The following is a 24,623-nucleotide window of genomic DNA, read 5'->3' as shown; positions in this document are numbered from 1 at the left end:
ACGCATACGCTCGCGACGGTGTCAGGCAGATGCCATCTGGCGAGACGTCCTAGAATCTGTCGAGGAATTTGGGCTGCGATGAAGAACGGTGTGGTCATTGTCGGTGCTGGTCATGCGGGCGTGCAAGCGGCCGCCAGCCTGCGCGAGGAAGGGTATGACGGGCCGGTGATCCTCGTCGGCGACGAGAACGAGCTGCCTTATCACAAGCCGCCGCTGTCCAAGACCTTCATCAAGGATGCCGAGGCGAAACCCCAGCCCTTGCGCGGCGAAGCCTTCTACAGCGGCAGCGCGATCGACTATCGGCCGGGCGTCAAGGTCGACCGGATCGACGCCGGCGGTCGGCTCCTGGACCTTGCCGGCGGCGGCGCGCTCGCCTTCGACCACCTGATCCTGGCGACTGGCTCGCGCCCGCGCACCCTGCCGCTGCCAGGCTCCGATCTGTCCGGTGTGGTGTCGTTGCGCTCGCTCGCCGATGCGCGGCTGATCCGCGACCTCAGCGCGCAGAGCGACGAGGTCGTCATCCTCGGTGGCGGCTTCATCGGGCTGGAAATCGCCGCGACGCTGCGTGCGGCCGGCCGCACGGTGACTGTTGTCGAGGCGGTCGACCGGCTGCTTGGCCGCGCCGTTGCCCCTGTGGTGGCAAGCCATGTCCGCCAAAGGCTGGAAGCGACCGGCGTGCGCATCCTTACCGGGACCAGCGTTGCAAGGCTTGAAGGCGAAAACGGCAGTGTCGTGGCCGCTATCACCTCGTCAGGCGAAAGGCTGCCCGCACGCATGGTCATTGTCGGCATCGGCGCCGTGCCGAACGTCGAACTGGCGCAGCAAGCCGGCCTTGCCATCGCCAACGGCATTCGTGTCGATCACCAGATGCGCACCTCGGCGCCTGAAATCCTCGCAATCGGCGACGCCGCTTCCTACCGGCACTGGTTCACCGGCGGCGACGTGCGGCTGGAATCGGTGCAGAACGCCACCGACCAGGCGCGGCTTGCCGCACGCACGATCGCCAGCCATGCGGACGCCTATTCGGCGGTGCCGTGGTTCTGGTCCGACATTGGCGACATGAAGCTGCAGATGGTCGGCCTGACCGCCGGCGGCGACAGCCACGTCGTGCTGGGCGACCTGCCCGACAACAAGTTCTCGATCTACCACTATGCCGGCGACCGGCTGCTCGGCATCGAATCGGTCAACCGCCCCGGCGACCACATGCTTGGCCGCAAGATGCTCGGCGCCGGCTTCTCGCCGTCGCCGCAGACGATTGCCGATGGCCCCGAGGGCCTGAAAGCGGCACTGGCCGCTTTCCTTGAAAAGGAACCGGCCAGAGCGGCGGGATAATCCCGCCCCTCCGGGTCGGCACGCCCTCAATCAGGCGGCGCAGACTTCGCGGATCGAGCTTTCCAGAATATCGAGCGCCTCGTTCATGACGCCGTCCTGGATGGTGATCGGAGCGAGGAAGCGGATGACATTGCCGTAGACGCCGCAGGTCAACAGGATCAGGCCCTTGTCGAGCGCCTTCAACCTGACCGCGTTGGCGATCTCGGCCGACGGCAGGCCTTTCTTGACGTCGTTGAACTCGACCGCGTTCATGAAGCCAGGGCCTCTGATATCGACGATTTCGGGTACCTCGTCGCGGATCGACTGCAGCCGCTGCTTCAATCGCCCGCCCAGCGCATTGGCCCGGTCACAGAGCTTTTCTTCCTCGATCACGTCGAGCACGGCGTGCGCCGCGGCGACGCCGATCGGGCTGCCGCCATAAGTGCCGCCGAGCCCGCCGGGGCCGGGTGCATCCATGATCTCGGCTCGGCCGGTGACCGCGGCGAGCGGGAAACCGCCGGCCAGGCTCTTGGCCATCGTGGTGATGTCGGCCGCCACGTCGTGGTGGTCCATCGCGAACATCTTGCCGGTGCGGGCAAAGCCTGTCTGCACCTCGTCGGCGATCAAGAGCATGCCGTGCTGGTCGCAGAGCTTGCGCAGCGCCACCATGAAATCGCGCGGCACTTCATAGAACCCGCCCTCGCCCTGCACCGGCTCGACGATGATGGCGGCAACGCGGGCCGGATCGACATCGGCCTTGAACAGGCGGTCGAGCGCGGCCAGCGAATCGGCAACCGATACACCATGCAGCGGCACCGGGAACGGCGCGTGATAGACGTCGCCCGGCATGGCGCCGAAGCCGACCTTGTAGGGAACGACCTTGCCGGTCAGCGCCATGCCCATGAAGGTGCGGCCGTGGAAGCCGCCGGCGAAGGCGATGACCGCCGGGCGCCCGGTGGCGTTGCGGGCGATCTTCACGGCGTTCTCGACCGCCTCGGCGCCGGTGGTGACGAAGATCGTCTTCTTCTCGAACTTGCCTGGCAGCATGGCGTTCAGCCGTTCGGCCAGCCGCACATAGCTCTCATAGGGCACCACCTGATGGCAGGTGTGGGTGAAGCGGTCGAGCTGTGCCTTGACCGCATCGATCACCTTGGGGTGGCGGTGTCCGGTATTGACGACGGCGATGCCCGACGAGAAGTCGATATAGCGGCGACCCTCGACATCCCAGATCTCCGAGTTTTCAGCCCGGTCGGCGTAAATCTGCGTGGTCATGCCGACGCCGCGTGAAATCGACTGGTTCTTGCGTTCGGAAATGGCTGAATTCTTCATGATATCCCTCATCGGGCTGGCGCCCGTTCTCGTTTGATCACCGTCTTCTGACCTTATTTCACGTTTTCCTCAAGCCGGCACCACCGGCGGTCGATTGGGCCTGCGGCGCAGGCATGCCCTTAACAGTCGGGCGCTACGCGTCCAAGACCGGTTTTCTTTTTCCAAGGATCGATTATCCTCCTAATTGTCCGCGAGGTATCGCGATCGGCCCGCGGCTGAGGGAGCCCATGAGCAGGAACGCGACATCGTCCGTCTCGCCGCCATCGGTCAAAGCCTCCAGCCTTTTGCCTTTTCCAGCCGCCTTGGCGATTCTTGCCTGCACGGCCGCGATGCTGCTGACTGGCTGCCAGAAGCAGGAGGCCGTGGCAAAGAGGCTGCCGGTGATGGTGCGCACGGAGACGGTGGAGATCGCCAACTTTGCGCCGCGGACCTCGCTGACCGGGGTGATCGCCGCGCGCACGCTGAACAATCTGTCGTTCCGGGTCGGCGGCCGCGTCGCCGAGCGGCTTGTCGATGTCGGCCAGCATGTCGATCAAGGTACCGTTCTCGCCCGCATCGATCCGCAGGAGCAGGAGTCCGATCTGCGCTCGGCGCAGGCCGACCTCGACGCCGCGCAGGCGCAGTTGACCCAGTCCGCCGCCGCCTTCGAGCGGCAGAAGACGCTTCTGGCCCAGGGTTTCACCACCAGGCGCGACTATGACGCGGCCGACCAGGCGCTGAAGGTGGCGCAAGGCAGCGTCGATGCCGCGCGGAGCGCGTTCGCCAACGCCCAGCAGAACCTGTCCTTCACCGAACTCAAGGCAGGCGCCGCGGGCGTGATCACCGCCCGCCAGGTCGAAACCGGGCAAGTGGTGCAAGCAGCGCAAACTGTCTTCACCGTCGCCGAGGACGGCGACCGCGACGCGGTATTCAACGTCCAGGAAACTCTGGTCGCCAGGACGCCGGCCTCTCCGGTGGTGACGATCACGCTGTTGTCCGACCCCCAGATCAAGGCGACGGGCGAGGTGCGCGAAATCTCGCCGGTGGTTGATCCGGCTTCGGGTTCGATCCGGGTCAAGGTCAGCATTCCCGACACGCCCGCCGGCATGCCGCTGGGGGCGGCGGTCATCGGCTCGGTCAGCGCCAAGCCGACGAAGGCTGTCCTGCTGCCCTGGCAGGCGCTGACGTCGAGCGCCGGCAATCCGGCGGTATGGGTGGTCGACCCCGCGACCAAGGCGGTGACCACGACGCCGGTCGAGGTGCTGGCTTTCGAATCGGGCACGGTCGTGATCGCCAAGGGGCTGGACGAAGGCCAAAGCGTTGTCACATCAGGCGGACAGTTGCTCAGCCCTGGACAGACGGTCGAGATATCGGGAGCGGGCCAATGAACCGGCTGCCGCGCATCCTGCTTGGCCTGTTTGCGCTTGGCGCGCTCGCTGGCTGCTCGAAGCCGGATGAAAAGCCGCCGGAGATCGTCCGGCCGGTGCTGTCGGTCGTGGTCGAACCGCGCACCACCCAGACCTTCGGCTTCGCCGGCTCGGTCGAGCCGCAGTACAGCGCCGACCTTGCCTTCCGCCTGCTTGGCCGGGTCGTCTCGCGCGACGTCAAGGTCGGCGACATCGTCAGCAAGGGAACGACGATCGCCGCGCTCGATCCGACCGCGCTGGAGCTGGCCGTCCAGGCGGCCAAGGCCGAACTCTCCAATGCCGAGGCGCAGTTCGCCAACGCCGCCGCCAGCGAGGAACGCCAACGCCAGCTGCTTGCCGCCGCCAACACCTCGCAAGCCGTCTTCGATGCCGCACAACAGGCGCGCAAGGCAGCCGAGGCCGGTGTCGAGCGGGCCAAGGCCGCGCTTGCCAAGTCGCAGGAGCAGCTTGGCTATGCCAGATTGTTCTCGGACTTCGACGGCGTCGTCACCGCTACCGGCGCCGAGGTCGGCCAGACGGTTTCGCCCGGGCAGACCGTGGTCACGGTGGCACGCTCTGACCTGCGCGAAGCGGTGGTCGACATTCCCGACCAGTTGACCGGCGATCTGACAGCCGGCACGCCGTTCCAGGTCATCCTGCAATCGCTGCCGACGATCGAGACCCAGGCCAAGCTGCGCGAGATCGCGCCGCAGGCCGAGGGTTCGACCCGCACCCGCCGCGTCCGGCTGACGCTCACCGATCCGCCGCAGGCCTTCAGGCTCGGCTCGACGGTGACCGCGACGCGCATGACCAAGGTGGCGCCGACGATCGAACTGCCGCTGTCGGCGCTGCTCGAAAAGGACGGTTCCGACAGAGTGTGGATCGTCGATCCGCAGACATCGAGTGTGAGCGCGCACGAGATCAAGGTTGCCGCCAAAGGCGCCGCCACCTTTACCGTCGCCGAAGGGCTGGAGGCCGGCATGCGCGTCGTCACCGCCGGCGTACATAGCCTGGCCGAGGGACAGAAAGTCAGGATTCTCGAAGGAGGGGCCACGTGAAAGGCTTCAACCTCTCCGACTGGGCGCTCAGCCACCGCTCCATGGTCTGGTATTTCATGCTGGTCTTCGTCGTCGCCGGTGTGTTCTCCTACCTTAATCTCGGCCGTGAGGAAGACCCCAACTTCACCATCAAGACGATGATCATCCAGGCCAACTGGCCGGGCGCCTCGGTCAAGGAGACCCTGCAGCAGGTGACCGACCGCATCGAGAAGAAGCTCGAGGAGCTCGACAGCCTCGACTTCACCAGATCCATCACCACCGCCGGCCAGACCGTCATCTTCGTCAACCTGAAGGACACCACCAGGGCGCGCGATGTCGTGCCGAACTGGATCCAGGTGCGCAACATGGTCAACGATATCAAGGGGCAGTTTCCGCAAGGCGTGCAGGGACCGTTCTTCAACGACCGCTTCGGCGATGTCTACGGCAACATCTACGCCTTCACGTCGGACGGGCTGACCCCGCGCCAATTGCGCGACTATGTCGAGGATGTCCGCACAAAAATCCTGACCGTGCCCAATGCCGGCAAGGTCGATCTCGTCGGCGCGCAGGACGAGGCGATCTATCTCGAATTCTCGACCCGCCAGATCGCGGCCCTTGGCCTCAACCAGCAGGCGATCGTGGCCAGCCTGCAGGCGCAGAACGCGATAACGCCGTCCGGCGTCATCCAGTCCGGCCCGGAGCGCATCAGCGTGCGCGTCGGCGGCCACTTCACTTCCGAAGAGAGCCTGCGTGCCATCAATCTGCGCGTCAACGACCGCTTCTTCCGGCTGAGCGACGTGGCGACGATCACACGTGGCTATGTCGATCCGCCGACGGCACTGTTTCGTTTCAACGGCCAGGACGCCATCGCGCTCGCCATCGGCATGAGGCCCAACGCCAATCTGCTCGAATTCGGCGCGGCGCTGCACAGGGAGATGGACAAGGTGCTGGCTGACCTGCCGGTCGGCGTCGGCGTGCACCTGGTCGCCGATCAGCCGGTGATCGTCGAGGAAGCGGTCTCGGGCTTCACCCGCGCCCTGTTCGAGGCGGTGGCCATCGTGCTTGCTGTCTCATTCATCAGCCTTGGCATGCGCGCCGGCTTCGTGGTGGCGCTGTCGATCCCGCTGGTGCTGGCCATCACCTTCACGGTCATGGCCTATCTCGGCATCTCGCTGCAGCGCATTTCGCTCGGCGCGCTGATCATCGCGCTCGGCCTTCTGGTCGACGACGCCATGATCGCGGTCGAAATGATGGTGGCGCGACTGGAGGTCGGCGACAGTCTGCGCAAGGCGGCGACCTATGTCTACACCTCGACCGCCTTCCCGATGCTGACCGGCACGCTGGTGACGGTCGCCGGCTTCATTCCGATCGGCCTCAACAACAGCGCCGCCGGCGAATACACCTTCACGCTGTTCGTCGTCATCGCCGTGTCGCTCCTGGTGTCATGGATCGTGGCGGTGCTGTTCGCGCCGCTGCTCGGCGTCACCATCCTGCCGGCGACCATGAAGCAGCAACATCACGACCAGCCCGGCCGTTTCACATCGCTGTTCCGGCGTGTCCTGGTCGGCTCCGTGCGCCATCACTGGCTGACCATCATCGCCACGGTGCTGTTGTTTGCCGCCTCGATCGCCGGCTTCGGCCTTGTCCAGCAGCAGTTTTTCCCGCCCTCCGACCGGCCGGAGCTGATCGTCGACTGGAACCTGCCGCAGAACTCGTCGATCGCCGAGACCCGCGACCAGATGGAACGCTTCGAGCAGCGGGCGCTGGTCGGCAATCCCGACATCGACCATTTCAGCTCCTATATCGGCCAGGGCGCGGTGCGCTTCGTGCTGGCCTATGACGTGCAGCCGGCCAATCCTTATTTCGGCCAGACCGTGATCGTCACCAGGAGCATCGAGGCGCGCAACCGGGTCAAGCCGGCGCTGGAAAAGCTGCTGCGCGAGGAGTTCGTCGGCACGGACGCCTTCGTCAAGCCGCTCGAACTCGGGCCGCCGGTCGGGCGTCCGGTGCAGTACCGCGTCAGCGGCCCCGATATCCAGACTGTGCGGGAGCTGGCACAGCAGTTCTCCGGCGTGATTTCCGCGAATCCAAAGCTGGCAGCACCCACCTTCGACTGGAACGAGCCGCAGCGTGTGCTCAGGGTCGAAGTGCTGCAGGACAAGGCGCGCCAGCTCGGCATCACCTCTTCCGACATTGCCAGCGCGCTGAACAGCACGGTCGGCGGCGCCACCATCACCCAGGTGCGCGACGCCACCTACCTGATCAATGTGGTGGCCCGTTCGCGCGAGGCCGAGCGCGGCTCGATCGGAACGCTGCAGAACATGCAACTGCCGACCGGCACGGGCGAATCCATCCCGCTCGCCGCGGTGGCCAATTTCCGCTACGAGCTCGAACAGCCAACGGTGTGGCGGCGCGACCGCATTCCGACGATCACCGTGCGCGCCGGGCTGGTCGGCGACGTGCTGCCGGCAACCGTGGTCAACGAGCTGAAGCCCTCGGTCGACGCCTTCATCGCCAAGCTGCCGCCGCGCTATTCGATCGCCACCGCCGGCTCGGTCGAGGAAAGCGCCAAAAGCCAAGGGCCGATCGCGGCGGTGGTGCCGCTCATGCTGTTCATCATGGCGACCATCCTGATGGTGCAGTTGCAGAGCTTCCAGCGCCTGTTCCTGGTCGTGGCGGTGGCGCCGCTCGGGCTGATTGGCGTGGTGGCGGCACTGGTGCCGAGCGGCGCGCCGCTCGGCTTCGTCGCCATCCTCGGCGTGCTGGCGCTGATCGGCATCCTGATCCGCAATTCGGTCATCCTGATCGTGCAGATCGAGGACCTCGTGCGCGAGGGCAAGGACCGCTGGGCGGCCGTCATCGAAGCGACCGAGCACCGCATGCGGCCGATCGCGCTGACGGCAGCGGCCGCCAGCCTGGCGCTGATCCCGATCGCCCGCGAAGTGTTCTGGGGCCCGATGGCCTATGCCATGATGGGCGGCATCATCGCCGGCACCGCGATCACGCTTTTGTTCCTGCCGGCGCTTTATGTGACGTGGTTCCGGATCAAGGAGCCGAAGGGCAGAGAAGAACCGCCCGTTCTGGAGAATGGCGAGCCAGTGCAAGGCCCAGCTTAAGGTTTTGACGGGTCATTCGTTATCGTTGGAGGGTACAGGGCGCGACCTGGCGCGCTGCCACGGTGACGATTTTGAAGTGCGCCAGGCGTGCCAGCCTTCTGGCAAGTCGGCCAACGCCAGGATGCTTTCATCTCGCTGCACAACGTTTTGCAAGCTGACGATCATTATGTCGCCTTCGTCAACAGGTCCAGTTTCGCTGTTGTGGAATTGCCAACTGCCGTCGTCATCGTCGTGCGAGACGTATGCGATCCAGTCGCCGCGAGTAATAATGCCCCTATCCAGAAACACCGCGACGTTGGGTGGGTCCGCAAACTTCCATTTCTCCATGGGAATTCCCCAAGACGACTGTTCTGCACAGAGCAAGAAACGAATTCAGGCTGTCCTCACAAACCCCTCGCTGGCCCTGAGCAGATTGCGCGTGTAATCCTCTGTCACGCGGTGCGCGACAAGTTGGGCCGCCGTGAGATTCTCCACCGCCTCGCCGCCCTGCATGACCATCAGCCGTTCGCACATATGGGTGACGATGGCGAGGTCGTGGCTGACCATCAGGAAGGTCAGCTTGCGCCGCCGGCGGACTTCTTCCAGCAGGTTGAGCACTTCCGCCTGCACCGAGGCATCGAGCGCCGAGGTCGGCTCGTCGAGCAACAGGATCGAGGGTTCGAGGATCAGCGCCCGCGCGATCGCCACACGCTGGCGCTGGCCACCCGACAATTGATGCGAATAGCGGAAGCGGAAACCGCTGCCGAGACCGACCTCATCGAGAGCCCGCTGGATACGTTTTTCGCCGTCGGCAAAACCATGGATGGCAAGCGGTTCCTGCAGCAGGCGGTCGACGGTCTGGCGCGGGTGCAGCGACCCATACGGATCCTGGAAGACCATCTGCACTTCTCGGTAAAAGGCCTTGTCGCGGCGTGGCCCGAGTTTCTTGCCATTGACGGTGATGCTGCCCGAGGCGACCGGCGCCAGGCCGGCGATGGCCCGCAGCAGCGTCGATTTTCCGGAGCCGGATTCGCCGACAAGGCCGAAGGATTCACCTGACCTGACTTCGAGGCTGACGCCTTTCAGCGCGCGAAACCGGTCGAAGATCACTTCCAACCCGTCGATGGCAATCGCTGCTGTCATGCCGCCCACTCCGGCTTGCGGTCGAGCACCGGCAGCGGATGCCGTTCGAAGCCGATCCTGGGCATGCAGTTGAGCAGGCCGCGCGTGTAGGGGTGCTGGGCCCGGCCGAGTTCCGACGCCTTGAGCTGCTCGACCACCTTGCCGGCATACATGACGATGACGCGGTCGCAGAAGGACGAGACCAGGCGCAGATCGTGCGAGATGAAGATCAGCCCCATGCCGCGCTCGCTGACCAGCCGGTCCAAGATGCCGAGCACGTCGAGCTGCACGGTGACGTCGAGCGCCGAGGTCGGCTCGTCGGCGATCATCATTTCCGGCCCGGCGATCAGCATCATGGCGATCATGGCGCGCTGGCCCATGCCTCCCGACACCTCATGCGGATGCAGGTCGAAGACACGGGCGGGGTCGCGGATCTGCACCGCCTCCAGCATGGCCAGCGCGCGGTCGCGCGCCTCGGCCTTGCCGACCTTCTCATGCGTTCGCAGCGTCTCGACGATCTGACGGCCGATGCTCATCACCGGGTCGAGCGAATATTTCGGATCCTGCAGGATCATGGCGATGCGTTTTCCCCGCAGCGCCCGGCGTTCGCGTGGCGACACGGCGAGCAGGTCGATGCCGTCGAAGGCGAGCTTGTTTGCCGATATCCTGGCCTGCGGCGGCGTCAGGCCCATGATGGCGCGGCCGGTCTGCGATTTGCCCGAGCCGGATTCGCCGACAATGCCGAGCCGCTCGCGGCCGAGCGAAAAGGAGACGCCACGCACCGCCTCGATCAGCCCGGAGCGGGTCGGAAAGGTGACGCGCAGATCGTCGACATCGAGAAGCGCGCTCATTGACCGCTGCTGATTGGGGCCACCACTCATTGGTCACCACTGCGCGGATCGAGCGCGTCGCGCAGGCCATCGCCAAGCAGGTTGAACCCGAGGCTGACGATCAGGATGGCGAAACCCGGCGCACCGGCCACCCACCACTGGTCGAGCACGAAGCGGCGGCCCGAGGCGATCATCGTGCCCCACTCGGGCAGTGGCGGCTGCGCGCCGAGGCCAAGGAAGCCGAGGCCCGCCGCGGTGAGGATGATGCCGGCCATGTCGAGCGTCACCCTGATGATCAGCGAGGAGATACAGAGCGGCATGATGTGGCGCAGCACGATACGGAAAGGCGAGGCGCCCATCAGCTGCACGGCCTTGATGTAATCCGAGTTGCGCACGGTCAGCGTTTCCGCGCGCGCGATGCGGGCATAGGGCGGCCAGGAGGTGATGGCGATGGCAAGCACCGCATTCTCGATGCCCGGGCCAAGGGCGGCGACGAAGGCCAATGCCAGGATCAGCTTGGGGAAGGCGAGGAAGATGTCGGTGATGCGCATCAGGATGGCATCGGTCCAGCCGCCGGCATAGCCGGCCACGGTGCCGACGAGCAGGCCAATGGGTGCGGCGATGATGGCGACCAGGATGACCACGTAAAGCGTCCAGCGCGAGCCGTAGAGAATGCGCGAAAGGATATCGCGGCCAAGATCGTCGGTGCCGAACCAGTGCTCGGCGCCCGGCGCCAGCAGGCGCGACCCCTTGAGGTCGCCGAATGTCGGCGAATAGGGCGCCAGCACACCGGCAAGGGCGGCAACGACCAGCAGGGCGATGATGATGAGCAGGCCGAGAAAGGCCAGCCGGTTGGCGGAAAAGCGCCGCCACGCGACATAGGCGCGGCCGAGCCTTGCCTGCATGCGCGACGCCGGCCGCTCGCTGAGCAGCCAGTCGCGACGGCTCTGGATGGTCTCGGCGCTCATCCTGTCTTGGTCCTCGGATCGAGCACGCGGTAAAGCAGGTCGGACAAGAGATTGATGCCGATGAAAACCGAACCAATGACGATGGTGCCGCCGAGCACGGCATTCATGTCGGCGTTCTGCAGCGAATTGGTGATGTAGAGGCCGATGCCCGGCCACGAGAAGACGGTCTCGGTCAGCACCGAGCCCTCGAGCAGCCCGGCATAGGACAGCGCGATCACCGTCACCATCGGCACGGCGGCGTTGCGCAGCGCGTGGCCCCAGATGATGCGGGTTTCCGACAGGCCCTTGGCGCGCGCCGCGACGATGTACTCCTGGGTGAGTTCGTTGAGCATGAACGAGCGCGTCATGCGGCTGATGTAGGCGAGCGAGAAATAGCCGAGCAGCGAGGCCGGCAGGATGATGTGGCGGAAGGCATCGTAAAAGACGTCCCACTGTCCCTGCATCGCAGAGTCGAGCAGATAGAAGCCGGTGATCGGCGTGAAGGTGTATTCGTAGACGACGTCGAGCCGCGCCGGGAAGGCGACCCATTGCAGCTTGGCGTAGAACAGCACCAGCGCCAGCAGCCCGAGCCAGAAGATCGGCACGGAATAACCGATCAGGCCAATGATGCGCACGATCTGGTCGATGAGGCTGCCGCGTTTGACCGCAGCCAGTACGCCAAGCGGCACGCCGAACAGCGCACCGATCAATGTCCCCAGCGTCGCCAGTTCCGTCGTTGCCGGAAGGGCACGGCGAATGTCGGTCATGACCGGATTGGTGGTCAGCACCGATGTGCCGAAATCACCGCTCAGCGCACTTTTCACATAGATGTAGAACTGCTCGACCAGCGGCAGGTCCAGACCCATTTCGCGACGCGTGCGCTCGACGACATTGGCTGGCGCCCGGTCGCCGAGCACCGCCAGCACCGGATCGATCGGGATGACCCGGCCGATGAAGAAGGTGACCGCGAGAAGACCAAGATAGGTCGTGATCGCGATGACCAGGAAACGGCCGATGAAGGATGCAAGGGCGACGGCGCGGGCGCTGCCGCGCCCGCCCTCGTTTTCAACCGCACTCATGCGGCGCGTCCGCGGGCGTTACTCTTTCGAGACCGGCCCGACGAAGTTGCTGTCGAAGCTCGGGCCGAGCGCAAAGCCCTTGAGGTTCTTGCGCAGCCCGGCAACTTCCAGCTGCTGATGGATAACGACGAAGGGACTGGTGTCGAGGATCTTCTTCTCGAGGTCCTGGTACGTCGCAGCGCGCTTGGCCGAATCCTTCTCGAGCAGAGCCGCTTCCGTCTCCTTGGTCAGGTCCGGAATGTCCCATGCATTGCGCCAGGCGAGCGTCTTGGTCTTGCCTTCATCCGAATTGTCCGGGTTCGAGGCAAAGGTCTGGGCGTTGGAGTTCGGATCGAAATAATCCTGGCCCCACTGGCCGATATAGATGTCGTGGTTGCGGGCGCGGTATTTGGTCAGCGTCTGCTTGCCGTCGCCGGGGATGATCTCCAGCTTGATGCCGGCCTGTCCCAGTGTCTGCTGGATCGATTCCGCCATGCCGGTCGTCGGCTGGCCGGTGCGTACGTCCATGGTTACGCTGAAGCCGTCAGCGAGACCGGCCTTGGCCAGCAATTCCTTGGCTTTGGCGACATCGAGCTTGAACGGATTCTCGTCCAGTTCACCCAGAACGCCCTTGGGCAGGAAGGTCTGGTGGATCTCGCCGATGCCCTTGAGGATGGTCGAGCTCAACGCATCATAGTCGACCAGATACTTGAACGCCTGGCGAACCTCGGGCTTGGCCAGGTTCGGGTTCTTCTGGTTGAGGCTGATGTAGTAGACCGTGCCCTTCGGCGCGCTGGTGGTGGTGAGATCGGCCTTCTTGGCGATGGCATCGAGGTCGTTCGGCTCGAGGTTGCGGGCAACGTCGATGTCGCCGGCTTCAAGCGCCAGGCGCTGGGCCGAGCTTTCCTTCATGTTGCGATAGATGACGCGGGCAAGCTTGGCCTTCTCGCCATGGTAATTGTCGTTGCGCTCCATGACGACGGCTTCATTGGCACGCCATTCGCGCAGCTTGAAGACGCCGGAGCCGGCATAGCCGGTCTTCAGCCAGGCATTGCCGAAATCATTGTCCCATTTGTAGTCGGCGCTCGGCGTGACTGCCGCGACATGTTCCTTGACCAGCTTGGCATCGACCACCGAAGCAACGGTTGCCGAGAGGCAATTCAGCACGAAGCTCGGCGCATAGGCCTTGTCGACGACGAACTGGAAGGTGGTGTCGTCGACGGCCTTGGCTTTTTCGGTGACGTTGTCGCCGCTGATGCCGAACTGGTCGATGATGAAGGCCGGGCTCTTGTCCAGCTTGACGGCGCGCTCGAACGAATAGGCGACGTCGGCCGCCGTGATCGGATTGCCCGAAGCGAATTTCAGGCCGGGCTTGAGCTTGAACGTGTAGGTCAGGCCGTCGTCGGAGACGCTCCAGCTATCGGCGAGATCGCCCTTGACCTTGGAGGTGTCGGTGAGGTCGAGTCGGACAAGCAGATCGTAGGTGTTGCCGGTGACCTCTGCGGTCGACAGTTCGAACGCTTCGCCCGGATCCATGGAGATGATGTCGTCGATGGCGAAGCCCTCGACCAGCGTGTCGGCGGGCGTGACAGCGAAGGCAGGTGCCGCGCCAATGAGCAGCGCCGACATCGCCGCACCCGCAAGCAAGGTGCGCGAGCGAAGAGCAAACTTTTCCATCATCATGGTGATCGTTCCCTGTTTTGTTGGTTTGTTGACCTGAGTTCCCGGCTCAGGGTTGTAGAATTCTTGTCGGAGCCAGACGATGGCCCTCCAGCCCCTTACCGTCGTGGTTTTTGTCCAATTGGTCAACACCCTATCCGGCGGCCTGCCAGCCGGCAACGGGCATTCGCGGGACAGTGCATTGGACCAGAATGGGCCATGGCGTGTCGATGCACGCGCCAGCCAATTGCGGCCGCCGATCGGGAAAAATCTGCTAATTTCGGAGCTATTTCAGCACCGCGACCAGGCTTGCGTCCGGGAAGCAGGTGGCGGCCTGACCATTCTTTGCCTGCCATTCGCCGATCGACCGGCGGGTCTTGAAGCCGGGCAGGCCGTCGGCGCTGCCGACATCGTAGCCCTTGGCTTCCAGCGCCCGCTGCAGGGCTGCGATGTCCGACCGGTAAAGCCCGCCGACCGCGCCCCAGCTGCCGGCAAAATTGCTGTCGCCATGGGCGATGCGATCGGCGCCATGGCCGATGAACAGCGCGTAGAGGTCGCTGGTGTTGTATTCCTTCAGCACGTAGAAATTGGGCGTCGCGATAAAGGCCGGCCCGCTGCGCCCGGCCGGCATCAGCAGAAAACCCTCGGCCTTCAGTTCGCCCGCCGGAAACGCTTTTCCGCCGACGCGCTTGATGCCCATCGCCGCCCACTGCGAAATCTTCTTGCCCTGGTCCGGACCTTCGAGCGAACAGGAGACGGTCTCCGGCACCGTGACCTCGAAGCCCCAGCCGCGCCCCCTCACCCAGCCATAGTGGACGAGGTAGTTGGCGATCGAAGCCAGCACGTCCGGCGTGGAGTTCCAGATGTCGGCTCGGCCGTCGCCATCGAAATCCACCGCATGCTTCAGGAACGACGTCGGCATGAACTGCGGCTGACCGAGCGCACCGGCCCAGGACGATTTCATCGCACCGACCGGAGCCAGCCCGCGTTCGACGATTTCCAGCGCGGCCAGAAGCTCGGTGCGAAAGAAATCCTTCTTGGTCGACATGAACGCCTTGGTGCCCAGCACCTCGAAGGCGTCGTAGGGCATCTTTGCCGCGCCGAAGCCGGTCTCGCGGCCCCATATCGCCAGCAACACCTCGCCCGGCACGCCATAGCGCTTTTCGATGGCGGCAAGTGTCCTGGCATTGGTGGCTTCGCGCGCGCGGCCGCCCGCGGTGACGGCGCCAATGGTCTTTTCGGCGAAGTAGGCGCCGGGTGAGCCGAACTCAGCCTGGTGTTGCTTCTGCGGCGTCGTCGCCTTCTCGCCCGGCTTCACCAGATCGGGCAGCTTCAGATTGGGCTTGATGCCATCGAAAGCGGCATCGAAGGTCTTTTTGGAAATGCCTTTCGCCTTGGCTTGCGGCCACAGGTCGTTCTGCAGCCAGGCGCTGAACTGGTCGTCGATCCTGGCGGCTGACGCCGGAGTGGTCGAGACCGTCAGCGCGAAGGCGAGGCAGAGAAAGACGAGGGTCGATTTCACAAAAGCAGGAACCATCTGCATCCCCCTGCCCGCCAATTGCGTCAAAACGCCGTCCGCGAGCGCAGCGCCGCCGCCAGCGTGCCCTCGTCGAGATAGTCGAGTTCACCACCAACCGGCACGCCATGCGCGAGACGAGTGACCTTGATGTCGAAGCCGGACAGCTGGTCGGTAAGGTAGTGCGCGGTCGTCTGGCCCTCCACCGTCGCGTTGACGGCGATGATGACCTCCTTGACCTCGCCACCGGCGACGCGGTCGATCAGCGAACGGATGTTGAGCTGGTCGGGGCCGATGCCGTCGAGCGGCGACAGCGTGCCGCCGAGCACGTGGTAGCGCACATTCATCGCCGCCGCCCGTTCGAGCGCCCAAAGGTCGGAGACGTCCTCGACGACGATGATGGTAGCCGCGTCACGGCGCGGATCGGTGCAGATCATGCAAGGGTCCGCCGTATCGACATTGCCGCAGGTGGAGCAGATGCGCACCTTTTCGGCCGCCTCGCCCATGGCGGCGGCGAGCGGCGACAAGAGCTGCTCCTTCTTCTTGATCAGATGAAGTGCGGCGCGCCTGGCCGAACGGGGACCCAACCCCGGTACCTTGGCCAGGAGCTGGATCAGGCGTTCGATCTCGGGACCGGCGATTCGCTTGGACATCGCTCTGATCTAGGATTTTTCAGAGCGCTTTGGAACATCCAGAGTCGGCAAGACCCGCCATATCGCCCTGGCGGACCCTGGGGTGCGGATCAGTTGGCTTCGAGCGGCCGGGTCTGGCTGACGATCATCGCGCCGATGGCGTCGGTGTCGTCCGGCGTCGACTGGAATCCCATCGACGCCTCCTGCGGCGCGTTCTGGACCGAGCTGATGACCCTTTTGGTCAACGTTCCGCCAAAACGGGCGGCATCCGGTTCTTCCATCGGCTCCTGCATCGCCACCACTATCGGCTTGGCCGAGACGCGCGCCGACTTTGCCGTCGGCGCCGCGGATGCGGTCACATAGGCCTGCTGGGCAGGGGCGGTGCGGGCGGTCGCCGTCTTGGGCTGATGTGCCGGTTCGACCGAGGCAGTCATAAAGGCCTGTTGCGCCGGAGCGGTACGGACAGACGTCTTGGCCGGACGCGCCGGGTCCGCGGAAGCGACAAGCACGGCCGGAACAGGGGCTGGCGTTTCGGCCGAGGCGATGGCGACCGTCGGCTCGTCCGGCAGCGGCTGCCAGTTGCGGCCGCGCTTCTCGTAGAAGGCATTGCCGCCGGCAACCATGGTGTAGTGCATGTTCTTGTAGGGGAACCGCAGCCCGGCGGTGTGGAAATACATCGTGTTCTTGAGCTTGGCCTTGCGCTCGCCCTTGAGCACTGCGTCGGCGGCTTCCTCGACATCGGGCATCGCCCGCGAATTCATTGGCCGGGTCATGACGCCCGGCGCGAACTGCCCGTGCTCGCCCACCACCTCGCAGATGGTGCTGCCGTGGTTGCCGGAGCGCAGCCGATTCATCACCACCGTGCCGACCGCGATCATGCCGTCGCGGCTCGACCGGTTGGACTCGAAGAACATCGCCCTCTCCAGGCATTCCTTGTCCTTCGGCGTGTGGCTGTAGGCCTTCGAGCTCAGGAAACTCGGCGTTATGGCGTCAGTCAGGCTTGCCACGGACATGCCGTGCGAAGTGGTCTGACTGCAAGCGGCCAAGAACAGGGGAGACGTAACGACGCCGAGCAACAGCGGCGTCTTCCATCGCGTGGCAATCAACAGGTAACCCTCTCACTTCGATGCCCGCCCCCAGGCTGCGGCAAGAATGAGACACTTTCAGGCAAAATGATGGCTAAAACGTTATTAATGAGGCACTGTTGCCAAATGGGCACAAATGCATGGTTTTTCCCGGCTGAGCGGTTCAGCGTTTCACGGAACCGCTGAACCGCTCAATCTCTTTGTCTTGACGCAATTCCCAAGGGCAAGCGCTATGCGCTTTTCCCGGGAAAACCGTTCACACTTTTCCCGGAATTGCTTTATCGCGCGGCCGGCATCACGGCCGGCTGGCCAGGCTCGACCTCTTCGACTTTCTCGGAAAACAGCCCTCTGTGGAGGAACAATTCCCGCGCGTTCCTGGCCGTTGGGGCGATCTTTCCCGGCCAGTCGCTTTCGATGAACTCAGCCTTGGTGAAGTCCGCATTTGTCTCGCAGGCCGCCTCGAGGAATTCAGCGATCTCCAGCACGATGACGCGTTCGTCCCTCGAAAGCGCCGACGTGCCGGCCTCGATCGCGGGGCGATGCACGAAATCCTCGAACAGATCGAAATAACCCTTGATGCCGACGAGATCGACGCCCGCATCGCAATCGGCCAGGATTTCCAGAATCTCGTAGATCCGGTTGCGGATACGCTGCTCGATCAGTCTCTCGGACGGCTCTTCGGTCATGGCGTGCCGCCACTGAACGCTAGAAGGGCAGTTTCATTCCTGGCGGGATCGGCAGCCCGGCAGTCAGCGCCTTGGTCTTTTCCTGCATGATCTGCTCGACCTTGGTCTTGGCGTCATTGTGGGCGGCAAGAATCAGGTCCTCCAGGATCTCGACGTCGTCCTCCTTGAACAAGGACGGGTCGATCTTCAGCGACTTCAACTCGAATTTTCCGGTCAGCGTCACGTTAACCAGGCCGCCGCCGGCCTGGCCGGATGCTTCCAGCGTGGCGATCTCGTCCTGCATGGCCTGGAACTTGGCCTGCATTTCCTTCGCCTTGCCCATCAGGCCGAGAAGATCTTTCATGGTCGGGTCCTTTGCGAATACTTGCTGGGATCAGGTCTCGTCGTCGTCCGTCGGCGGTTCGACCGGCACGTCGGCTTCAGCCGTCTCGGCTTCCGGCGCGTCGGGAATGCGCACGTCGATGACTTTCGCACCGGGAAAGCGCGCCAGGATGGCGGCGACGGTCGGGTCGCTCTTGGCATCGAGGAAGGCATTCTCGCGCTTGGTCGATTCCATTTCGGCGAGGGTCTGGCCGCCCTCCTCCTTCGACAGCGAGACCAGCCAGCTGCGCCCGGTCCAGGCGCGCAACTTTGTCGTCAGGTCGTTGAGCAGCATCTTGGGCGCGTCGCTGGTCAAGCCGACATCGATACGGCCGGGCTCGATACGTACGAGACGGATGCAGCTCTTGACCAACACCTTGAAGGCGATGTCACGCTGCGCATCGGCAAGGGCAACGATGTCGGCCAGCGATTTCAGCGGTACCTGCTGCGTCTCCAGCACCGGTTGCGGGGGCGCGACGAAGGCGACGGGAGCAGGCGCGGCCTCGACCAGCCGCATGGTCTGCGCACCGCCCGGTCCGGCAGGCATGCGCGTCTGCGCCACCGCGCTGGCGCTGGCGCCATTGCCATTACCGGAAGGTGCCGGCGCTCCATTCGGCCGCGTCGCGCCATTTTGAACCGGTGCCGTGCCGTCAAGCGATCTCAGCGCCTCGTCCAGCGTCGGCAGGTCGGCGGCATGCGCCAGCCGGATCAACACCATCTCGGCGGCACTGACCGGCCGGTTGGAAGACTGCACCTCGGGGATGCCCTTGAGCAGCATCTGCCATGTCCGCGACAACACCCTGACCGACAGCGTCCTGGCGAAATCGGCGCCGCGCTGCCGCTCGCCCTCGGACAGCGAAGCATCCTCGATTGCCGTCGGCACGAAACGCAGCCGGGTGACGAGGTGGTTGAACTCGGCGAGATCGGTCAGCACGGCGGCCGGATCGGCGCCAGTGTCGTATTGCGTGCGGAATTCGGCCAATGCCGCCGCCACGTCGCCCTTCATCACATGTTCGAACAGGTCGACGATGCGGGCGCGATCGGCAAGCCCCAGCATCGCCCGTACGGCATCGGCACTGACGGAGCCGGCGCCGTGCGCGATCGCCTGGTCGAGGATGGAGAGCGAATCACGGGCCGAGCCTTCGGCCGCGCGCGCGATCATCGCCAGCGCGTCGTCGTCGACCGAAATGCCTTCCTTGGCCGAAATCGAGGAGAGGTGGGCGACCAGCGCACCGGCATCGATGCGCCTCAGGTCAAAGCGCTGGCAGCGCGACAGGACGGTGATCGGAACCTTGCGGATCTCGGTGGTGGCGAAGATGAACTTGACGTGCGGCGGCGGCTCTTCCAGCGTCTTCAGCAGGCCGTTGAAGGCCTGCGTGGAAAGCATGTGCACTTCGTCGATGATGTAGACCTTGTAGCGCGCCGAGACCGGTGCGTAGCGCACGCGCTCGATGATATCCCTGATGTCGTCGATGCCGGTGTGCGAGGCGGCATCCATCTCGATGACGTCGACATGGCGGCCTTCCATGATTGCCTGGCAATGCTCGCCGAGCACGGCAAGGTCGACCGAAGGCTGGTCCATATCGGCGGTTTTATAATTCAGGGCCCGCGCGAGTATGCGCGCCGTCGTGGTCTTGCCGACACCGCGCACGCCAGTCAGCATCCACGCTTGGGCTATGCGGCCGGTGGCGAAGGCGTTGGTAAGGGTGCGCACCATCGGCTCCTGGCCGACCAGTTCGGAGAAGTTCGAAGGACGGTATTTGCGCGCCAGCACGCGATAGGCGGCGGCCTTGCCATTCTCCAGGCTTTGTGGCCCCGAATTTCCGGCTTCGCTCATTCGCCCGTAAAGCTCCAAATGGCCGCGCCCGAAGGCGGCCGACTCCTGCGCATAGTCTCGCTCGCGCTGCAATGCGTCGTCAATGTCGCGAGAGGGGCCGTTGAGGTGGGAGGCTGGAACAATGACCCGTTCCGGGCTCGTTAGGGCTGCTTCCTTCCGGACCTGACCCGGTTGGCGAGTGGATCGTCCACCACCAACCTCCCGCTTCCCATATCGGCAATTCGGCGATGAAATGCAAGTGCGCACGAGAATTGGCACACCAAACCGTGAGGGGCATAATGATTCGCTTGCAGCCCCTGTGCCGCCGCTCTAGCGTTTATGAGTTCGAAAAAACACGAAATGCAAGGGAAACGCCGATGCTGCCGGGCCTGAAGGCCGGATTCACGCTGGATGCCCGGCTGGAGGCAGACAGCGAGCAGTTGATGTGGCTTGGGCTGTGCGAATTGCGGGTGATGAACGACCGCCGCTGGCCATGGCTGCTACTTGTGCCGCAGCGGCCTGGCGCGGAGGAAATCCACGACATGACGCCGCTCGACCAGGCAATGCTGACCTTCGAGACCAATATGGTGGCGCAAGCGCTGAAGAAGGCGAGCGGCTGCACCAAGATCAACACCGGCGCGCTCGGCAACATCGTGCGCCAGTTGCACATCCACGTCATCGCACGCTCGGAAGGCGATCCCGGCTGGCCCGGCCCGGTGTGGGGGCACGGCCTGCGCGAGCCCTACAAGCGTTCCGATCTGCGCCGGTTTGCCGAAACGATAAGGGCGGCGCTATAAGCCTTCCCTGTGTTCATCCCAAAACATGTCCATCCCAAACACCAGAGTCCGCATGAGCTTCCGCCTGTTTGACGCGCCCTTGCGCGAGCCGAGCCAGTTCGTCGGCTTCGCCGGCAACACGATCGACCGGCAGTCCGAGAACCGCGCCGACGATTCGGTCGACCAGGCTCTGGCCGATCCGACGACGCGGCTGCTTTTGATGAATGGCGGCCGGCTCTACCTGAAGCTCGGCAACAGCAGTCTCGACCCATGGTTCGGCGCCGCCGATAGCCAGCCCTTCAAGATTTCCCTTGCCGACGGCGTCCTGCTCGGCTTTTCCGAACGAGGACCCGTGCTGGCCGTGCCGGCCGGCGTCGATGCCGAACAGCTGCCCGAAACCATCAAGGCGATCGATTACCGCTCGGTCTACATGCAAGGGCTGATCGATGAAGAGGCCGCCGGCGCGATGGCGCAGGGTGCCGCCCTGCTCGCCTGGCATGCAAGCCATCGTTTCTGCAGCAAGTGCGGTACCGAATCGCAGATGCGGGCGGGCGGCTACAAGCGGCATTGCCCGAATTGCGGCACCGAGCATTTTCCGCGCACCGATCCGGTGGCGATCATGCTGACGACGACGCGGGAAAAATGCCTGCTTGGGCGCGGCCGGCACTTCGCGCCGGGCATGTACTCGGCCCTTGCCGGTTTCATCGAGCCGGGCGAAACGATCGAGGCGGCGGTGCGCCGCGAAACGCTGGAGGAGGCCGGCATAAGGCTGGGCCGTGTCGTTTACCATGCCAGCCAGCCCTGGCCGTTTCCCTATTCGCTGATGATCGGCTGCTTCGGCGAACCGCTCAATGAAGACATCCAGGCCGACCTCAACGAGTTGGAAGACTGCCGCTGGTTTGCCCGCGACGAAGTGCGCCTGATGCTTGCCAGGGAGCATCCCGGCAATCTGATCACGCCGCCGAAAGGCGCCATCGCGCACCATCTTATCCGCGCCTGGGTCGATGCCGAATAATGCCCGCGAATACTGAAAGACATTCCAGGAGAGACAAATGATCCGTCACACCGTCGTCTTCACGCTGAAGCATGCGCCACACTCGCTGGAGGAAAAGCGGTTTCTCGTCGACGCCAGGAAAATCCTCTCGGCGATCCGGGGCGTCACGCATTTCGAACAGTTGCGGCAGGTCAGCCCCAAGAACGACTATCAGTTCGGCTTCTCGATGGAGTTCGCCGACCAGGCCGCCTATACGAGGTACAACGACCATCCCGACCACGTCGCCTTCGTGCGCGATCGCTGGATTCCGGAAGTCGAGAAATTTCTCGAAATCGACTATGTGCCGCTCGGCGCGGTGATTTAGTCCGCCACCTTCCACTGCTCACGCGACTCGCTGGCCGGATAGACGCCAAGGATGCGCACCTCGCGCGAGAAGAAGCGAAGCTCGTCCAGCGCCAGCTTGACCAGCGGATCGTCGGGGTGGCCCTCGATGTCGGCGTAAAACAGCGTCGCGGTGAAAGCTCCCAGCTGGTAGCTCTCCAGCTTGGTCATGTTGATGCCGTTGGTGGCGAAGCCGCCCATCGCCTTGTAGAGCGCGGCCGGCACGTTGCGGACGCGGAAGATGAAGGTCGTCATCATCTTGGCGTCGGCCGAGGGGCGTTCGGCCCACTGCTTGTTCTTGGTCAGAACGACGAAGCGGGTGACGTTGCTGTCGGTGTCCTCGACATTCTCCTCGATGATGTCGAGCCCGTAGAGCGTCGCGGCCAGTGCCGGCGCCAGAGCGGCCATCGTGCGGTCCTTGACCTCGGAGACCAGCTTGGCGGCACCAGCCGTGTCGCCTGCGACGATCGCCTTCCAGCCGTTCTTGCGGATGTATTTGCGGCACTGGCCAAGCGCGTGGATGTGGCTGTGCACGGTCTTGATCTCGTCGCGCCTGACTCCCGGCAGCACCATCAGCTGGAAATGGATCGGCAGGAAGTACTCGCCGACGATGTGCAGCTTCGATTCCGGCAAAAGGTGATGGATGTCGGCGACGCGCCCGGCAATGGTGTTCTCGATCGGGATCATGGCGAGATCGGCCTTGCCCGTCTCGACGGCATTGAACGCATCCTCGAAGGTCGGGCATGGCAACGGCACCATCGAGGGATAGACGTTGCGGGAGGCGGTGTCGGAATTGGCGCCCGGCTCGCCCTGGAACGATATTCTGTTGGTCTTTTCAGGCATGGGCCAAGTCTCGATTCAAGGGGATCTCGGGTTCGAAGGGATTTCTCAGGTCGAAAGGATGGTTCTGGCGCGTTCTAGGTCTTCGGGTGTGTCGACGCCGAGCGGCAGCGAACGCACGATCTCGGCATCGATGCGCATGCCGGCTTCCAGCGCCCGCAGTTGTTCCAGCCGCTCGCGGCGTTCGAGCTGCGACGGCTTCAGCGCGACGAAGCGTTCGAGCGCGGCGCGGCGGTAGGCATAGAGGCCTACATGATGGTAGAGCGGCCCTTCGCCCCATGGCGCGGTGGCGCGGGTGAAATAAAGCGCCCTCAGCCGCGTGCCGGAGAGCGGCGAACCGACGATCTTGACGACGTTCGGGTTGGTCTTCTCCTCGTCGCGGACGATCTCTACGCCGAGCGTGGCGATGTCCACGGCCGCGTTCTCGAAAGGCCTGAGCGAAGCGCCGATTATATCGGGATCGATGGTCGGGAGGTCGCCCTGCACGTTGACGATCGTTTCGACCTTTTTTGCGGGATCGAGGATCGTCAGCGCTTCGAAGATGCGGTCGGAACCCGATTCGTGGTCCATGCGCGTCATCACGGCCTCGAAGCCATGCGCGCGCACCGCTTCCGCCACGCTTTGCGTGTCGGTCGCCACCACCACCCGGCCGAGGCCGGCCTCGGCGGCGCGGCGGGCGACATGGACGATCATCGGCGCGCCGGCGATGTCAGCCAGCGGCTTGCCCGGCAGGCGCGTCGAGGCCATGCGGGCCGGGATCAGGATCAACGTGGACATCGTAAGTGCGGGGCGTCTCGGAGAGGAAGGGAAAAGTGGCAAAAGGTCTCACTGGAAGCGCCCTTATAGGTGTTGCAACGCCCGAGCAAAAGACCTAGTTTCCGCCCGATTTGACCGGCTCTGGAGGGCAGGTCTCGATACCGACGGACGGAGTGGACGGTTCTGTCCGCCGGAAAAGGGAGCAAGGGGCGTATGGATTCCAACGAAGTCAACAAGCTGCTCGCCGGATTGCTCGGAACCGTTTTCGTGGTCTTCTCGGTCGGCCTTGTATCCAATGCGCTGTTTGCCTCGCCGCCCCCGGAAAAGCCCGGCTTTGCCATCGAAGCCGCCGAGCCGGCCGAAGGCGGCCCGGCCGCTCCGGCTGCCGAAGCCAAGCCGATCGCCGACCTGCTGGCGACCGCCAATGTCGAAGCGGGCGCGGCCGTCTTCAAGAAATGCCAGGCCTGCCATTCCGGTGAAAAGGGCGGCCCGAACAAGGTCGGCCCCGATCTGTGGGATCTCGTCGACCGCCCCGTCGCCGAACATGCAGGCTTCGCCTATTCGGCCGGCATGAAGGAATTCTCGAAGGGCGGTGCCGAGAAGTGGACCTACGACAACATCAACCACTTCATCACCTCGCCGAAGAAATTCGTGAAAGGCACGGCCATGGGCTTCGCCGGCCTGCCCAAGGACGAGGACCGCGCCAACGTCATCGCCTATCTGCGTACGCTTTCGGACAATCCCAAGCCGCTGCCGGCGCCAGGAGCCGCCGCCGACGCAACGGCGCCCGCCAAGCCGGCTGATGCAGCCGCCCCGGCAAAGCCGGCGGCGCCAGCCGCTCCCGCCGCACCGGCTCCCGCTGCACCGGCTCCGGCCGCACCGGCACCGGCGCCCGCCCAATAAACAGATGTGATTTCGACGACCTTGAAAAAGCCGGGTTCAGCCCGGCTTTTTCGTTAGGAAAGAGGCATATACGGCGACAAAGCCGCCCATGGCGGTTTTCACGAG

General features: G+C 64.3%; 23 protein-coding genes and 1 other RNA gene. 8 read left to right on the top strand and 16 right to left on the bottom strand.

Annotation, left to right across the window (positions count from 1 at the left end; translation table 11 throughout):
• Positions 1-78: 78 nt before the first annotated feature.
• Positions 79-1,332: an NAD(P)/FAD-dependent oxidoreductase gene (locus OOJ09_RS15960; RefSeq protein WP_269906099.1), complete on the top strand. Its 1,254-nt coding sequence runs from the start codon at positions 79-81 to the stop codon at positions 1,330-1,332.
• A 30-nt stretch (positions 1,333-1,362) separates the two neighbouring features.
• Here the strand turns inward: OOJ09_RS15960 and OOJ09_RS15955 are convergent, their stop codons facing one another.
• Entirely contained in the window at positions 1,363-2,640 is a 1,278-nt protein-coding gene (locus OOJ09_RS15955; RefSeq protein ID WP_269906098.1) for a 4-aminobutyrate--2-oxoglutarate transaminase, read from the bottom strand.
• A 227-nt stretch (positions 2,641-2,867) separates the two neighbouring features.
• On the opposite strand from OOJ09_RS15955, the gene OOJ09_RS15950 reads away from it, so the two are divergent.
• Genes OOJ09_RS15950 through OOJ09_RS15940 form a run of 3 tightly spaced genes read left to right on the top strand, consistent with a single transcriptional unit; the run spans position 2,868 to position 8,178 of the window.
• Positions 2,868-4,007, top strand: a complete 1,140-nt coding sequence (locus OOJ09_RS15950; RefSeq protein ID WP_269906097.1) for an efflux RND transporter periplasmic adaptor subunit — start codon at positions 2,868-2,870, stop codon at positions 4,005-4,007.
• Positions 4,004-5,083 (top strand): efflux RND transporter periplasmic adaptor subunit, encoded by a 1,080-nt coding sequence (locus tag OOJ09_RS15945; protein ID WP_269906096.1) that lies wholly within the window; start codon positions 4,004-4,006, stop codon positions 5,081-5,083. Before OOJ09_RS15950 ends, OOJ09_RS15945 begins: the two co-directional genes overlap by 4 nt.
• The gene (locus OOJ09_RS15940) at positions 5,080-8,178 is read left to right on the top strand and encodes an efflux RND transporter permease subunit (protein ID WP_269906095.1); all 3,099 of its coding nucleotides are present in this window, start codon (positions 5,080-5,082) and stop codon (positions 8,176-8,178) included. The genes OOJ09_RS15945 and OOJ09_RS15940 overlap by 4 nt, the downstream gene beginning before the upstream one ends.
• A gap of 12 nt (positions 8,179-8,190) precedes the next feature.
• Here the strand turns inward: OOJ09_RS15940 and OOJ09_RS15935 are convergent, their stop codons facing one another.
• From OOJ09_RS15935 to ffs, 13 genes are all read right to left on the bottom strand, one after another.
• Positions 8,191-8,505 (bottom strand): hypothetical protein, encoded by a 315-nt coding sequence (locus OOJ09_RS15935; protein ID WP_269906094.1) that lies wholly within the window; start codon positions 8,503-8,505, stop codon positions 8,191-8,193.
• A gap of 45 nt (positions 8,506-8,550) precedes the next feature.
• Positions 8,551-9,300: an ABC transporter ATP-binding protein gene (locus OOJ09_RS15930; protein ID WP_091580037.1), complete on the bottom strand. Its 750-nt coding sequence runs from the start codon at positions 9,298-9,300 to the stop codon at positions 8,551-8,553.
• Complete coding sequence (locus tag OOJ09_RS15925) at positions 9,297-10,130, bottom strand: ABC transporter ATP-binding protein (protein ID WP_269906093.1); 834 nt, start codon at positions 10,128-10,130, stop codon at positions 9,297-9,299. Before OOJ09_RS15925 ends, OOJ09_RS15930 begins: the two co-directional genes overlap by 4 nt.
• Before the next feature lie 26 nt (positions 10,131-10,156).
• Positions 10,157-11,077, bottom strand: a complete 921-nt coding sequence (gene nikC / locus OOJ09_RS15920; protein ID WP_269906092.1) for a nickel transporter permease — start codon at positions 11,075-11,077, stop codon at positions 10,157-10,159.
• On the bottom strand, positions 11,074-12,135 hold the full coding sequence (locus OOJ09_RS15915) for an ABC transporter permease (RefSeq protein WP_269906091.1): 1,062 nt from the start codon (positions 12,133-12,135) through the stop codon (positions 11,074-11,076). Before OOJ09_RS15915 ends, nikC begins: the two co-directional genes overlap by 4 nt.
• Positions 12,136-12,153: 18 nt before the next feature.
• A complete protein-coding gene (locus OOJ09_RS15910) occupies positions 12,154-13,797 on the bottom strand; it encodes an ABC transporter substrate-binding protein (RefSeq protein ID WP_269906090.1) in 1,644 nt (547 codons plus the stop codon).
• Positions 13,798-14,059: 262 nt separating this feature from the next.
• A complete protein-coding gene (locus tag OOJ09_RS15905) occupies positions 14,060-15,310 on the bottom strand; it encodes a lytic murein transglycosylase (protein WP_269906089.1) in 1,251 nt (416 codons plus the stop codon).
• Between the two features lie 26 nt (positions 15,311-15,336).
• Positions 15,337-15,942 carry a recombination mediator RecR gene (gene recR / locus OOJ09_RS15900; protein ID WP_269906088.1) on the bottom strand — a complete coding sequence of 202 codons (606 nt, stop codon included), beginning with the start codon at positions 15,940-15,942 and terminating at the stop codon, positions 15,337-15,339.
• Between the two features lie 89 nt (positions 15,943-16,031).
• Positions 16,032-17,027 carry a cell wall hydrolase gene (locus tag OOJ09_RS15895; RefSeq protein WP_269906087.1) on the bottom strand — a complete coding sequence of 332 codons (996 nt, stop codon included), beginning with the start codon at positions 17,025-17,027 and terminating at the stop codon, positions 16,032-16,034.
• A 257-nt stretch (positions 17,028-17,284) separates the two neighbouring features.
• Positions 17,285-17,692, bottom strand: coding sequence for a hypothetical protein (locus tag OOJ09_RS15890; protein ID WP_269906086.1), 408 nt, complete (start codon positions 17,690-17,692; stop codon positions 17,285-17,287).
• A 19-nt stretch (positions 17,693-17,711) separates the two neighbouring features.
• Positions 17,712-18,035, bottom strand: a complete 324-nt coding sequence (locus OOJ09_RS15885) for a YbaB/EbfC family nucleoid-associated protein (RefSeq protein ID WP_269906085.1) — start codon at positions 18,033-18,035, stop codon at positions 17,712-17,714.
• A 30-nt stretch (positions 18,036-18,065) separates the two neighbouring features.
• Positions 18,066-19,889, bottom strand: a complete 1,824-nt coding sequence (locus tag OOJ09_RS15880) for a DNA polymerase III subunit gamma/tau (RefSeq protein WP_269906084.1) — start codon at positions 19,887-19,889, stop codon at positions 18,066-18,068.
• 105 nt (positions 19,890-19,994) lie between these two features.
• Positions 19,995-20,091: signal recognition particle sRNA small type (ffs, locus tag OOJ09_RS15875), an RNA gene on the bottom strand.
• A 154-nt stretch (positions 20,092-20,245) separates the two neighbouring features.
• Here ffs and OOJ09_RS15870 point away from each other — a divergent pair.
• Genes OOJ09_RS15870 through OOJ09_RS15860 form a run of 3 tightly spaced genes read left to right on the top strand, consistent with a single transcriptional unit; the run spans position 20,246 to position 22,002 of the window.
• The gene (locus OOJ09_RS15870; protein ID WP_269906083.1) at positions 20,246-20,665 is read left to right on the top strand and encodes an HIT family protein; all 420 of its coding nucleotides are present in this window, start codon (positions 20,246-20,248) and stop codon (positions 20,663-20,665) included.
• A 52-nt stretch (positions 20,666-20,717) separates the two neighbouring features.
• On the top strand, positions 20,718-21,659 hold the full coding sequence (gene nudC, locus OOJ09_RS15865) for an NAD(+) diphosphatase (protein WP_269906082.1): 942 nt from the start codon (positions 20,718-20,720) through the stop codon (positions 21,657-21,659).
• 37 nt (positions 21,660-21,696) lie between these two features.
• A complete protein-coding gene (locus tag OOJ09_RS15860) occupies positions 21,697-22,002 on the top strand; it encodes a Dabb family protein (RefSeq protein WP_256748981.1) in 306 nt (101 codons plus the stop codon).
• On the opposite strand, the gene OOJ09_RS15855 is transcribed toward OOJ09_RS15860, so the two are convergent.
• Positions 21,999-22,862 (bottom strand): prephenate dehydratase, encoded by an 864-nt coding sequence (locus OOJ09_RS15855; RefSeq protein ID WP_269906081.1) that lies wholly within the window; start codon positions 22,860-22,862, stop codon positions 21,999-22,001. The two genes, OOJ09_RS15860 and OOJ09_RS15855, sit on opposite strands and share 4 nt — an antisense overlap.
• A gap of 45 nt (positions 22,863-22,907) precedes the next feature.
• A complete protein-coding gene (locus OOJ09_RS15850) occupies positions 22,908-23,636 on the bottom strand; it encodes a 3-deoxy-manno-octulosonate cytidylyltransferase (protein WP_269906080.1) in 729 nt (242 codons plus the stop codon).
• A 192-nt stretch (positions 23,637-23,828) separates the two neighbouring features.
• On the opposite strand from OOJ09_RS15850, the gene OOJ09_RS15845 reads away from it, so the two are divergent.
• Complete coding sequence (locus OOJ09_RS15845) at positions 23,829-24,518, top strand: c-type cytochrome (RefSeq protein WP_269906079.1); 690 nt, start codon at positions 23,829-23,831, stop codon at positions 24,516-24,518.
• Positions 24,519-24,623: the final 105 nt, after the last annotated feature.

It is taken from the genome of Mesorhizobium qingshengii, from assembly GCF_027563465.1.
Taxonomy (GTDB): Bacteria; Pseudomonadota; Alphaproteobacteria; order Rhizobiales; family Rhizobiaceae; genus Mesorhizobium; species Mesorhizobium qingshengii_A.
The sequence above is the reverse complement of the archived record's forward strand: the minus strand, read 5'-3'. Positions and strand labels throughout refer to the sequence as shown.